Origin of the sequence: Streptomyces sp. V3I8 (assembly GCF_030817535.1) — a bacterium.
Lineage (GTDB): Bacteria > Actinomycetota > Actinomycetes > Streptomycetales > Streptomycetaceae > Streptomyces.
The window spans coordinates 4,114,536-4,127,411 of sequence record NZ_JAUSZL010000002.1 but is presented as its reverse complement, the minus strand read 5'-3'; the positions used below and the strand labels follow the sequence as shown (position 1 = coordinate 4,127,411).

Annotated in this window: 6 protein-coding genes and 3 rRNA genes; 7 read left to right on the top strand and 2 right to left on the bottom strand. The window is 65.4% G+C overall.

Going from position 1 to position 12,876, the window contains the following annotated elements; genetic code table 11:
• Positions 1 to 7: 7 nt before the first annotated feature.
• Positions 8 to 799, bottom strand: coding sequence for a TetR/AcrR family transcriptional regulator (locus tag QFZ75_RS18145; RefSeq protein ID WP_307538217.1), 792 nt, complete (start codon positions 797 to 799; stop codon positions 8 to 10).
• A 379-nt stretch (positions 800 to 1,178) separates the two neighbouring features.
• Between QFZ75_RS18145 and QFZ75_RS18140 the strand changes: the two genes are divergently transcribed.
• Together QFZ75_RS18140 and QFZ75_RS18135 are read left to right on the top strand one after the other, a co-directional pair.
• Entirely contained in the window at positions 1,179 to 2,543 is a 1,365-nt protein-coding gene (locus QFZ75_RS18140; RefSeq protein WP_307538215.1) for an NAD(P)/FAD-dependent oxidoreductase, read from the top strand.
• Between the two features lie 124 nt (positions 2,544 to 2,667).
• Positions 2,668 to 4,329 (top strand): SpoIIE family protein phosphatase, encoded by a 1,662-nt coding sequence (locus tag QFZ75_RS18135; protein WP_307538214.1) that lies wholly within the window; start codon positions 2,668 to 2,670, stop codon positions 4,327 to 4,329.
• A 45-nt stretch (positions 4,330 to 4,374) separates the two neighbouring features.
• On the opposite strand, the gene QFZ75_RS18130 is transcribed toward QFZ75_RS18135, so the two are convergent.
• Entirely contained in the window at positions 4,375 to 5,634 is a 1,260-nt protein-coding gene (locus tag QFZ75_RS18130) for an MFS transporter (RefSeq protein ID WP_307544582.1), read from the bottom strand.
• A 159-nt stretch (positions 5,635 to 5,793) separates the two neighbouring features.
• On the opposite strand from QFZ75_RS18130, the gene QFZ75_RS18125 reads away from it, so the two are divergent.
• The 5 genes from QFZ75_RS18125 to QFZ75_RS18105 all read left to right on the top strand — a co-directional run bounded on the left by QFZ75_RS18125 (position 5,794) and on the right by QFZ75_RS18105 (position 12,870).
• A complete protein-coding gene (locus tag QFZ75_RS18125) occupies positions 5,794 to 6,339 on the top strand; it encodes a MarR family winged helix-turn-helix transcriptional regulator (RefSeq protein ID WP_307538212.1) in 546 nt (181 codons plus the stop codon).
• A gap of 681 nt (positions 6,340 to 7,020) precedes the next feature.
• A 16S ribosomal RNA gene (locus tag QFZ75_RS18120) occupies positions 7,021 to 8,548 on the top strand.
• A 317-nt stretch (positions 8,549 to 8,865) separates the two neighbouring features.
• A 23S ribosomal RNA gene (locus QFZ75_RS18115) occupies positions 8,866 to 11,988 on the top strand.
• 110 nt (positions 11,989 to 12,098) lie between these two features.
• A 5S ribosomal RNA gene (gene rrf, locus QFZ75_RS18110) occupies positions 12,099 to 12,215 on the top strand.
• Together the 16S, 23S and 5S rRNA genes form the textbook arrangement of a ribosomal RNA operon.
• Positions 12,216 to 12,315: 100 nt before the next feature.
• On the top strand, positions 12,316 to 12,870 hold the full coding sequence (locus QFZ75_RS18105) for a GNAT family N-acetyltransferase (RefSeq protein ID WP_307538210.1): 555 nt from the start codon (positions 12,316 to 12,318) through the stop codon (positions 12,868 to 12,870).
• Positions 12,871 to 12,876: the final 6 nt, after the last annotated feature.

Sequence of the window (12,876 nt, the reverse complement as noted above, 5' to 3'; positions counted from 1 at the left end):
AAACGGCCTACGAGGGACGCGACCGCAGCCCCTCCAGCAGGATGTCCAGCAACCGCGCCGACGCCGCGGCCTGCTGCGCGGCGTCCGGCAGCGACGGCGCCGCCGTGGCGATGACCAGCAGCACGTCCGACACCGTCACGTCCGTACGCAGCTCACCGGCCGCCCGCGCCCGGTCCACGAGCCGGCCCACGACCTCCAGGAGCTGCGCCGCCCCGGCGTCGTCGTCCGGCTCCCCGAAGGACACCGACCGCTGTTCCACGAGCCGCAGTTCGGCCCCGCCGGACTGCGACCGCTGCTGCGGGACCCGCGTCGCCCCGTCCAGCGCGGCGGTCCCGTCGAGGCCCGTGTCCGTACCGTCCTCGGCGACCCCCACCCGCAGGACCTGCGGCGGAAGCAGCCGTCCGGCGCCCGAGGCCACCGACGTCCGCAGGAAGCGCGAGAGCGCCGACCACGGCTCGTCCTCCTGCCCGAGCGCGGACCGTGCCTGGTCGGTCAGCCGGGAGGTCTCCTCCTCGGCGATGCGCCGGACCAGGACGTCCTTGCTCGGGAAGCGCCGGTACACCGTGCCGACGCCGACCCGCGCGCGGCGGGCCACGTCCTCCATCGGAGCGCCGTACCCCAGCTCGCCGAAGACCTCGCGCGCCGCGCGCAGTACGTGTTCCAGGTTGCGCTGTGCGTCCACCCGCAGTGGCGTGGTGCGCGATACGTCTCCCGCGCGTCCGTTGCCCGCCACCGCACCGACCGCGCCGCCGTTCGTGAGAACGGACGCGGATGTCCACTGAGTGTCCTGAATATGCATGTGTGTTCCCCCGGTAATGACGTCTCCCCCCGGAGACTCTCCCCGCCATCGACAGCCGGAGTCAGTGGAACGGCCTTCGCCGTGGGACCCCGCCGTTCGGGCCCCGTCGAGCGCATCCCCCTACACCCCGATGACAGACGAACATAGTTGAGTGGGGGTCAATTCAGAAGGGGGAGGTTCCGCACGGAGCGCCCCCCGATCGGAGTACGGACCGCTTACGTCCCGGTTGCGCCCCCTAAAGCCGTCCCGATCACCCCCGCTGACCTGCGCACCTTGCCCGCTCTGCGGCGAATCGGACGGGCCCCGGCCGCTTCGGCGTCCGGTCACACAAATTGACGGGCCTGTGGACAAACGCCGGGAGCCGTTGCGTCATGGGTGAGTGAAGGAACGTGCGCGCATTCTCGTTGTCGGCGGCGGCTACGTCGGGATGTACACCGCCCTGCGTCTGCAGCAGAGGCTCAAACCGGAGCTGAGACGGGGCGACGTGGAGATCACCGTGGTCACCCCCGACCCGTACATGACCTACCAGCCGTTCCTCCCCGAGGCCGCCGCGGGCTCGATCTCCCCGCGCCATGTCGTCGTGCCGCTGCGCCGCGTCCTGGACCGCTGCCGGGTCGTCATCGGCGAGGTCACGTCCGTCGACCACGCGAAGCGCACCGCGACCGTCGCGACCCTCGCCACCGAGGAGGAGGGCACGGGTCCCGACCAGCTCGCGTACGACGAACTGGTCCTGGCCCCCGGCTCCGTCTCGCGCACCCTGCCGATCCCCGGTCTCGCCGAGTACGCCATCGGCTTCAAGACCGTAGAGGAGGCCATCGGCCTGCGCAACCACGTCCTCGAACAGATGGACATCGCCTCCTCCACCCGCGACCCCGCGATCCGCGACGCCGCCCTGACCTTCGTCTTCGTGGGTGGCGGTTACGCCGGGGTGGAGGCGCTCGGCGAGCTCGAGGACATGGCCCGCTACGCCTCCCGCTACTACCACAACGTGAAGCCCGACGACATGAGGTGGATCCTCGTCGAGGCCTCCGGCCGCATCCTCCCCGAGGTCGGCGAGGAGATGGGCAGGTACACCGTCACCCAGCTGCGCCGCCGCAACATCGACGTGCGCCTGGAGACCCGCCTCGACTCGTGCACCGACCGTGTCGCCGTCCTCAGCGACGGGGCGCGCTTCCCGACCCGCACGGTCGTGTGGACCGCCGGCGTGAAACCCCATCCGGTCCTCGCGGCCACCGACCTGCCGCTGAACGAACGCGGCCGGCTGAAGTGCACCCCCCGGCTGACGGTGGACGGCGCCGCGCACGCGTGGGCGGCGGGCGACGCGGCCGCCGTGCCCGACGTGACCGCCGAGGAGCCCGGCAGGGAGACGGCCCCGAACGCCCAGCACGCGGTACGGCAGGCCAAGGTCCTCGGCGACAACATCGCCCACTCCCTGCGCGGCGAGCCGCTGGAGACGTACTCCCACCGGTACGTGGGCTCGGTCGCCTCCCTGGGACTGCACAAGGGCGTCGCGTACGTCTACGGGCGCAGGCTGAAGGGATACCCTGCCTGGTTCATGCACCGCGTGTACCACCTGAGCCGGGTGCCCACCTTCAACCGCAAGGCCCGCGTGCTCGCCGAATGGACCCTGGCGGGGCTCTTCAAGAGAGAGATCGTCTCCCTCGGTTCGCTCGAACATCCCCGTGCGGAGTTCGAACTGGCGGCCGGTGGAAAGGCCCCGGAGGACCCGAAGGGGTCGTCCTGACCGGAGCCAGGAACTCCGCACATCCGACCGGCGTCTGACGAATGCCGGTCCGGTCGGACACACTGGTCCACGACCATGGGCGGGCCGACCGCTCGCCCTTCGACCCCACGAGGCCTGTCCCACAGTGAACTTCACGCGCTGGAGCGCCCGGCTCCCCGGAACGCAGCGCCGCGCGGCCGCGCGGGCCGACGGACTACCGACGGCGCTCCCTCCGGAGAGCTCCGTGCCCGCGGCACGCGCCGAACGGACGGCCGGCGACGGCACCTCGGTCGCGCTCGCCCCCGCCGTGGACGAACTGCCGGTCCGCGAGGTCCTGGACCGCATCCCGGCCCTCGTCGCCCTCGTCCACGGCCCGGAGCACCGCCTCGCGTACGTGAACGACGCCTATGCGGCCGCCTTCGGGGACCGTCCGGTCGGCGAACCCGCGCGCGACGCGCTGCCGGAGCTGGCCGAGGTCGGCCTGCTGCCGCTGCTCGACCAGGTCCTGCGCAGCTCCAGGCCGCGCACGGTCAAGTCCCGCAAGGTCCCCGGCGGCCGCTCCTACACGTTCACGTGCACCCCGGTCCCCGTCGAGGTGTCGGCCCCCGCGCAGGGCGGCGTCCTGATCTTCGCCGCGGACGTCACCGACCACGCCGAGGCCGCCGAGCGGCTGCGGGCCAGCGAGCGCCGGCAGCGCGAGACCGCCGTCACCCTGCAGCGCTCCCTGCTGCCCCAGGAGCTCGAGGAACCGGACGACCTGCGCGTCGCCGCGACCTACCACCCCGGCGGCACCGAGGCCGCGGTCGGCGGCGACTGGTACGACGTGATCATCCTCGGCGGCGGCCGCACCGCCCTCGTCATCGGGGACGTCATGGGCCGCGGGGTCCGCGCGGCGGCCGTCATGGGCCAGCTCCGCACGGCCGTCCGCGCGTACGCCCGCCTCGACCTGCCCCCGCACGAGGTCCTCCAGCTCCTCGACGGCCTCGCCATGGAGATCGACCCCAACCAGATCGCCACCTGTGTGTACGCGGTCCACGACCCGAACGAGGGACGGCTGGTGTACGCCTCCGCCGGCCACCTCCCGATCCTGGTCCGCGACGAGAGCGGCACCGTCCTGCGCGCCGACGAACCCACCGGACCCCCGCTCGGCACGGGCGGCTGGATGCACGCCTCCGGCACGGTGCCGCTCGGCCCGGGCTCCACCGCCGTGCTCTACACCGACGGCCTGGTCGAGCGCCGGGACGCGGACCTCGACGAGGGCATCGCCTCCCTCGCGGGCGCCCTCGCCGGCGCCACGGGCACCCCCCAGGTGGTCTGCGACCGCCTGGTCCGCTCGGCGGGCGTGACGGCCGACCACGACGACGACGTCGCCGTCCTGGTCCTCCAGCACCCGGCGCGTACGGGCCCCGACGGCGACCTCTTCCGCAACGCCGCCCTGGAGCTGCTCGGCGGCGTGGAAGCGACCCCACGCGCGCGTGCCTTCGCCTCCGGCGTCCTCACCAGCTGGCGTTTCCCGCCCGAGCTGCACGACCTCGGGGTGCTGGCCGCCAGCGAACTCGTCGCCAACTCCCTCCAGCACGGCACCCCGCCGATGCGTCTGCGGCTGCGCCGCACCGACCGCCGCCTGATCGTCGAGGTCACCGACGGCGACGACCACCTCCCGCGCCGCCGCCGCGCCGAACCGGCCGACGAGTCCGGCCGCGGGATCGCGATCATCCACGCCATCGCCTCGAACTGGGGCTCCCGCCGCACCCCCGGGGGCGGCAAGGCGGTGTGGTGCGAGTTCGCACTCCCGCACCCCGCCTGAACGGACGGGGTGCGCACCGCCCGGGGGCACCGGCCGCGCGTCCCGTCAGGCCGCGCTCCGCACCGATTCCGTCGAGGCCCCGCCCCGCACCACGACCCGGCTCCTCGCCACCGAGGGCTGGTTCTGCACCGGAGTGAGCTGCCGCCCCAGCCGCACCGCCAGGAACGTGATGCCCAGCGAGAACAGCAGGAACGTCACGATGTACGGGGTGTGCAGCGAGGCACCCATCGGACCGCCCACCGCCGGACCGATCGCGAGGGCCAGCTGCTTCACCAGGGCGAAGGCCGAGTTGTACTGTCCCGCCATGCCGCTCGGCGCCAGGTCCGCGACCAGCGGGGCCACGGTCGGCGACAGCATCGCCTCACCGAGCCCGAACAGCGCGTACGTCGACACGAACGCGGCGGTCGCCATGGTCTGGCTGCCGTGTCCGAGCCCCGCGTAACCGGCGGTGACCCAGGCGAGGGCCCAGATCAGCCCCACCGCGGCGATCACCCGGGACCGCTTGCGGCGCTCGACGAACTTCAGCACGGCGAACTGCGCGACGACGATCATCGCCGTGTTCGCGGCCAGGGCCGTCCCGAGCGCGGAGGTGGAGATACCGGCCGCCTCGACGCCGTACGCGCTCAGCCCCGACTCGAACTGCCCGTAGCAGGCGAAGAAGAGCACGAAGCCCAGTACGCACAGCTGCACCATGGCCCGGTTGCCGAGCAACTGCTTCCAGCTGCCCCTGGCCTGCGCCGGCGCACCCTCGACCTTGGGGGCGCGCGGCATCCGTACGGTCGCCATGACCACCACGAGCAGCAGGAACATCGCCGCCTCGACCGCGAACAGCAGTGTGAAGGAGCCGGCCCGGGAGGGATCGACGAGGTGACCGCCGATGAGCCCGCCCACCCCGAGTCCGAGGTTCTGCAGGAAGAACTGGGTGGCGAAGGCCCGCGAGCGGGTGTCGGCGGTCGAGCAGTCGACGATCATCGTGGCCAGCGCGGGCTGCATCACGGCCTGCCCGGCACCGAGCGCCGCCGCGGACAGCAGTACGGCCGTGGAGCCGGCCGCCAGGCCCAGGCTCAGTGATCCGACGGCGGCCGTGCCCAGGGCGATGAGCAGCACCGGCAGCGGGCCCCGCCGGACGATGGCCCGCCCGGCGAACGGCAGCACCACGAGCGCCGCCACGGCGAAGACGGCGAGCACGAGACTCGCCGTCATGGCACCCAGATCCCGTACCTGCGCCACGTAGACGTACAGATAGGGGACGGTGAAGCCGAGCCCGAACGCGCTGAGTGCGTTGCCCACATGGATCCGGCGCATCTCCGCGCCCCTTGCCCTGGTCACTTTCACCTGCCTTGTGAGAGAAGTCCTACGCCGACCTAAGGAGTCAGACGTGAAGACTTCGAAGCTAAAGTTCGAAGCTAAACTGTACATCTCGAAGGACTTCGACGCCAAGCGGGGGCGTGCCATACTGCGGCCATGGGTGACACCCCCGTGAACGAGCCGACGCTGGACGAGCAGATCGCCGCCTACCAGCGCGAGTTCCAGGACCTCGACCCCCAGGTCGAGAAGATCGTCTCGGCGCTCGGCCGCCTCAACCGCCGGATGAACGTCGCGTACGGCCGCCAGACCTCGGCCCTCGGCATCAGCAACGCCGAGTGGGAGGTCCTCAAGGCACTCGTCCTGGCGGGGGCGCCCTACTGCCTGGGCCCGAGCGACCTGGCGAAGAGACTCGGTCTGACCCCGGCCGCCATGACCCACCGGATCGACCGGATGGTGGCGGAAGGGCTCGTCACCCGGGAGCGCGACGAGTCCAACCGGGTCCGCGTCATCGTGGAGCTCACGCACGAGGGCCGCGACAAGTGGCTGGAGGCCATGCGCATGGCCACCGTCTTCGAGGAGGACCTGCTCCAGGACCTCTCCCAGGAGGAGCGCGGCGTCCTCGGCGAGGTGCTCACCAGACTGCTGCGCCGGGTGGAGGACGCCCAGCCGGACGCCGGCGGGCGGCTCACCGATCTCGACTGAGCCGGGTTTGCCGGAGGGCCGGCCGGGGGAGACTTGACACTCCCCCGGTGGATCCGTAAGGTTCTTCGAGTTGCCGCGGGGCCGTAACGGTTCTGCGACAGCCATCCGCCGCGGTAGCGGCACACCAAACCACCAGCAACATCCCCCGAACGGGATTGATTTCGGCACGCCCGAATTCATTTCGATTTGGGCCGACGGCTCCGATTAGGAACTGCCGGGCGGATCCGCTAAAGTTTTGGACGTCGGAACGGCCCAACAGCTGCGAAGACAAGCCCGGTTGACCGGGGTCAGGCCCGAAAGGATCTGATACAGTCAACATCGCCGGAAAGGGAAACGCGAAAGCGAAAACCTGGAAAGCGCCGAGGAAATCGGAACCGGAAACGGTCTGATAGAGTCGGAGACGCAAGACAGCAAGACCGAAAGGAAAAGCCCGGAGGAAAGCCCGAGAGGGTGAGTACGAAGGAAGCGTCCGTTCCTTGAGAACTCAACAGCGTGCCAAAAATCAACGCCAGATATGTTGATACCCCGTCCGTCACCGTTTGGTGGCGGGTGGAGGTTCCTTTGAAAAAGTCCTGCCGGGTTAACGCCTGGTAGGCGCATCAGCGAGGACGCTGTGAACAGTCTTCCTTATTCCGGTCGACTGTTCCGCTCTCATGGTGTTGTCCCGATTACGGGAAAACATTCACGGAGAGTTTGATCCTGGCTCAGGACGAACGCTGGCGGCGTGCTTAACACATGCAAGTCGAACGATGAACCACTTCGGTGGGGATTAGTGGCGAACGGGTGAGTAACACGTGGGCAATCTGCCCTTCACTCTGGGACAAGCCCTGGAAACGGGGTCTAATACCGGATGATACTTCCACTCGCATGGGTGGGGGTTGAAAGCTCCGGCGGTGAAGGATGAGCCCGCGGCCTATCAGCTTGTTGGTGAGGTAGTGGCTCACCAAGGCGACGACGGGTAGCCGGCCTGAGAGGGCGACCGGCCACACTGGGACTGAGACACGGCCCAGACTCCTACGGGAGGCAGCAGTGGGGAATATTGCACAATGGGCGAAAGCCTGATGCAGCGACGCCGCGTGAGGGATGACGGCCTTCGGGTTGTAAACCTCTTTCAGCAGGGAAGAAGCGAAAGTGACGGTACCTGCAGAAGAAGCGCCGGCTAACTACGTGCCAGCAGCCGCGGTAATACGTAGGGCGCAAGCGTTGTCCGGAATTATTGGGCGTAAAGAGCTCGTAGGCGGTCTGTCGCGTCGGATGTGAAAGCCCGGGGCTTAACCCCGGGTCTGCATACGATACGGGCAGACTAGAGTGTGGTAGGGGAGATCGGAATTCCTGGTGTAGCGGTGAAATGCGCAGATATCAGGAGGAACACCGGTGGCGAAGGCGGATCTCTGGGCCATTACTGACGCTGAGGAGCGAAAGCGTGGGGAGCGAACAGGATTAGATACCCTGGTAGTCCACGCCGTAAACGGTGGGAACTAGGTGTTGGCGACATTCCACGTCGTCGGTGCCGCAGCTAACGCATTAAGTTCCCCGCCTGGGGAGTACGGCCGCAAGGCTAAAACTCAAAGGAATTGACGGGGGCCCGCACAAGCAGCGGAGCATGTGGCTTAATTCGACGCAACGCGAAGAACCTTACCAAGGCTTGACATCGCCCGGAAAGCCGTAGAGATACGGCCCCCCTTGTGGTCGGGTGACAGGTGGTGCATGGCTGTCGTCAGCTCGTGTCGTGAGATGTTGGGTTAAGTCCCGCAACGAGCGCAACCCTTGTTCTGTGTTGCCAGCATGCCCTTCGGGGTGATGGGGACTCACAGGAGACTGCCGGGGTCAACTCGGAGGAAGGTGGGGACGACGTCAAGTCATCATGCCCCTTATGTCTTGGGCTGCACACGTGCTACAATGGCAGGTACAATGAGCTGCGATACCGCAAGGTGGAGCGAATCTCAAAAAGCCTGTCTCAGTTCGGATTGGGGTCTGCAACTCGACCCCATGAAGTCGGAGTTGCTAGTAATCGCAGATCAGCATTGCTGCGGTGAATACGTTCCCGGGCCTTGTACACACCGCCCGTCACGTCACGAAAGTCGGTAACACCCGAAGCCGGTGGCCCAACCCCCTTGTGGGGAGGGAGCTGTCGAAGGTGGGACTGGCGATTGGGACGAAGTCGTAACAAGGTAGCCGTACCGGAAGGTGCGGCTGGATCACCTCCTTTCTAAGGAGCATTTCTTGGCCGGCAGGTTTACCTGACGGTCCAGAGGCCAGTTCATCGGCGAATGTCCGGTGCTGGTTGCTCAAGGGTGGAACGTTGATTATTCGGCATTCTCAGTCTGCTCAGGCTGCAAGTACTGTCCTTCGGGGCGTGGAAAGCTGATCTGGGGGTCGGGGGTGTCGGGCACGCTGTTGGGTGTCTGAAGGTACGGCCGTACATGGTCGTCCTTCGGTGCCGGCCCCAGTGCACTCGCCTGTAAGGGTGGGGTGATGGGTGGTTGGTCGTTGTTTGAGAACTGCACAGTGGACGCGAGCATCTGTGGCCAAGTTTTTAAGGGCGCACGGTGGATGCCTTGGTACCAGGAACCGATGAAGGACGTGGGAGGCCACGATAGTCCCCGGGGAGCCGTCAACCAGGCTTTGATCCGGGGGTTTCCGAATGGGGAAACCCGGCAGTCGTCATGGGCTGTCACCCACATCTGAACACATAGGGTGTGTGGAGGGAACGCGGGGAAGTGAAACATCTCAGTACCCGCAGGAAGAGAAAACAACCGTGATTCCGGGAGTAGTGGCGAGCGAAACCGGATGAGGCCAAACCGTATGTGTGTGAGACCCGGCAGGGGTTGCGCATACGGGGTTGTGGGATCTCTCTTTCACAGTCTGCCGGCTGTGAGACGAGTCAGAAACCGTTGGTGTAGGCGAAGGACATGCGAAAGGTCCGGCGTAGAGGGTAAGACCCCCGTAGTCGAAACATCAACGGCTCGTTTGAGAGACACCCAAGTAGCACGGGGCCCGAGAAATCCCGTGTGAATCTGGCGGGACCACCCGCTAAGCCTAAATATTCCCTGGTGACCGATAGCGGATAGTACCGTGAGGGAATGGTGAAAAGTACCGCGGGAGCGGAGTGAAATAGTACCTGAAACCGTGTGCCTACAAGCCGTGGGAGCGTCGCTCACAGAGTTTACTCTGTGGGTCGTGACTGCGTGCCTTTTGAAGAATGAGCCTGCGAGTTTGCGGTGTGTTGCGAGGTTAACCCGTGTGGGGAAGCCGTAGCGAAAGCGAGTCCGAATAGGGCGATTCAGTAGCGCGCTCAAGACCCGAAGCGGAGTGATCTAGCCATGGGCAGGTTGAAGCGGCTGTAAGAGGTCGTGGAGGACCGAACCCACCAGGGTTGAAAACCTGGGGGATGACCTGTGGTTAGGGGTGAAAGGCCAATCAAACTCCGTGATAGCTGGTTCTCCCCGAAATGCATTTAGGTGCAGCGTCGTGTGTTTCTTGCCGGAGGTAGAGCACTGGATAGGCGATGGGCCCTACCGGGTTACTGACCTTAGCCAAACTCCGAATGCCGGTAAGTGAGAGCACGGCAGTGAGACTGTGGGGGATAAGCTCCATGGTCGAGAGGGAAACAGCCCAGAGCATCGACTAAGGCCCCTAAGCGTACGCTAAGTGGGAAAGGATGTGGAGTCGCACAGACAACCAGGAGGTTGGCTTAGAAGCAGCCACCCTTGAAAGAGTGCGTAATAGCTCACTGGTCTAGTGATTCCGCGCCGACAATGTAGCGGGGCTCAAGCGTACCGCCGAAGTCGTGTCATTTCAGCAATAGGGCCAACGCCTGCTGGGATGGGTAGGGGAGCGTCGTGTGCCGGGTGAAGCCGCAGCGGAAGCTAGTGGTGGACGGTTCACGAGTGAGAATGCAGGCATGAGTAGCGATACACACGTGAGAAACGTGTGCGCCGATTGACTAAGGGTTCCTGGGTCAAGCTGATCTGCCCAGGGTAAGTCGGGACCTAAGGCGAGGCCGACAGGCGTAGTCGATGGATAACCGGTTGATATTCCGGTACCCGCTGTGAAGCGTCAAATATCGAACCAGGCGATGCTAAGTCCGTGAAGCCGTTCCGGACCCTTCGGGGAAAGGAAAGTGGTGGAGCCGACGGTCCAGACCTGTAGTAGGTAAGTGATGGGGTGACGCAGGAAGGTAGTCCATCCCGGGCGGTGGTTGTCCCGGGGTAAGGGTGTAGGGCGTTGTCCAGGTAAATCCGGACAGCACATAGCCTGAGACCTGATGCCGAGCCGATTGTGGTGAAGTGGATGATCCTATGCTGTCGAGAAAAGCCTCTAGCGAGTTTCATGGCGGCCCGTACCCTAAACCGACTCAGGTGGTCAGGTAGAGAATACCGAGGCGTTCGGGTGAACTATGGTTAAGGAACTCGGCAAAATGCCCCCGTAACTTCGGGAGAAGGGGGGCCATCACTGGTGAGAGCACTTGCTGCTTGAGCTGGGGGTGGCCGCAGAGACCAGCGAGAAGCGACTGTTTACTAAAAACACAGGTCCGTGCGAAGCCGTAAGGCGATGTATACGGACTGACGCCTGCCCGGTGCTGGAACGTTAAGGGGACCGGTTAGTGCACTTTCGGGTGTGCGAAGCTGAGAACTTAAGCGCCAGTAAACGGCGGTGGTAACTATAACCATCCTAAGGTAGCGAAATTCCTTGTCGGGTAAGTTCCGACCTGCACGAATGGCGTAACGACTTCTCGACTGTCTCAACCATAGGCCCGGTGAAATTGCACTACGAGTAAAGATGCTCGTTTCGCGCAGCAGGACGGAAAGACCCCGGGACCTTTACTATAGTTTGATATTGGTGTTCGGTTCGGCTTGTGTAGGATAGCTGGGAGACTGTGAAGTGCGGGCGCCAGCCCGTGTGGAGTCGTCGTTGAAATACCAGTCTGGTCGTGCTGGATGTCTAACCTGGGTCCGTGATCCGGATCAGGGACAGTGTCTGATGGGTAGTTTAACTGGGGCGGTTGCCTCCTAAAGAGTAACGGAGGCGCCCAAAGGTTCCCTCAGCCTGGTTGGCAATCAGGTGTTGAGTGTAAGTGCACAAGGGAGCTTGACTGTGAGACCGACGGGTCGAGCAGGGACGAAAGTCGGGACTAGTGATCCGGCGGTGGCTTGTGGAAGCGCCGTCGCTCAACGGATAAAAGGTACCCCGGGGATAACAGGCTGATCTTCCCCAAGAGTCCATATCGACGGGATGGTTTGGCACCTCGATGTCGGCTCGTCGCATCCTGGGGCTGGAGTCGGTCCCAAGGGTTGGGCTGTTCGCCCATTAAAGCGGTACGCGAGCTGGGTTTAGAACGTCGTGAGACAGTTCGGTCCCTATCCGCTGTGCGCGTAGGAATATTGAGAAGGGCTGTCCCTAGTACGAGAGGACCGGGACGGACGAACCTCTGGTGTGCCAGTTGTCCTGCCAAGGGCATGGCTGGTTGGCTACGTTCGGGAGGGATAACCGCTGAAAGCATCTAAGCGGGAAGCCTGCTTCGAGATGAGTATTCCCACCAACTTGATTGGTTAAGGCTCCCAGTAGACGACTGGGTTGATAGGCCGGATGTGGAAGCCCTGCAAGGGGTGGAGCTGACCGGTACTAATAGGCCGAGGGCTTGTCCTCAGTTGCTCGCGTCCACTGTGTTGGTTCTGAAACCACGAACAACCCCATACCCCTTTTAGTGTGGCCACGGGGGGTGTGGTGCGGGTGTTTGAATCAGAGTTTCAAAGTGTTTCGGTGGTCATAGCGTGAGGGAAACGCCCGGTTACATTCCGAACCCGGAAGCTAAGCCTCACAGCGCCGATGGTACTGCAGGGGGGACCCTGTGGGAGAGTAGGACGCCGCCGAACAAATATTACGAGAAAGCCCCCGCACTTCGGTGCGGGGGCTTTCTCGCGTTTCGGGAGCAGTTTCGGGTGCGGTTGCTGTGTGCGTATTACGGTTGCCTTCATGAGTCCTGACTACGTGTTCCGGTCGATACAGGCCGATGAATGGCCCGCGGTCAAAGAAATCCGGTTGGCCTCGCTGCAGGATCCGGTGGCGGATGTGGCCTTCCTGGACACCTTCGAGAACGCCTCGGGCCAGCCCGATCGTTTCTGGCAGGACCGGGCTGCCGGCGCTGCCGAAGGGGTGCTCGAGCGGCAGCAGATCGTGGCCGAGGAGGCCGGCGGGCGGTGGGTGGGGACTCTTGTCGTGCTGGTGGAGGAGCCCGGGGCCGTGGGGGCGCTGGGGGTCGTCAGCGACGTACGGCAGGGGCACTTCGTCGGTGTGTTCGTGCGGCCCGAGGCGCGGGGGCAGGGACTGACCGAGCGGCTGTTCGCGTCCGGACTGCGGTGGGCCTGGGACGTCGCCGGGGTGGACCGGGTGCGGTTGTTCGTGGACGAGCGGAACGGGCGGGCCGAAGCCTTCTACCGGAAGTTCGGGTTCCTGCCCACGGGGAAGAGCGTTCCCGCGCCCGGGGACTCGGGCGCGCGGGAGCTGGAGTTCGTGTTCGAGCGGCCCTGAGCGGTG

Excerpts from the sequence above, each read along its gene's own strand:
- QFZ75_RS18145 (WP_307538217.1), bottom strand. The coding sequence starts at position 799 with ATGCATATTCAGGACACTCAGTGGACATCCGCGTCCGTTCTCACGAAC.
- QFZ75_RS18130 (WP_307544582.1), bottom strand. The coding sequence starts at position 5,634 with ATGCGCCGGATCCATGTGGGCAACGCACTCAGCGCGTTCGGGCTCGGC.
- QFZ75_RS18125 (WP_307538212.1), top strand. The coding sequence starts at position 5,794 with ATGGGTGACACCCCCGTGAACGAGCCGACGCTGGACGAGCAGATCGCC.
- QFZ75_RS18105 (WP_307538210.1), top strand. The coding sequence starts at position 12,316 with ATGAGTCCTGACTACGTGTTCCGGTCGATACAGGCCGATGAATGGCCC.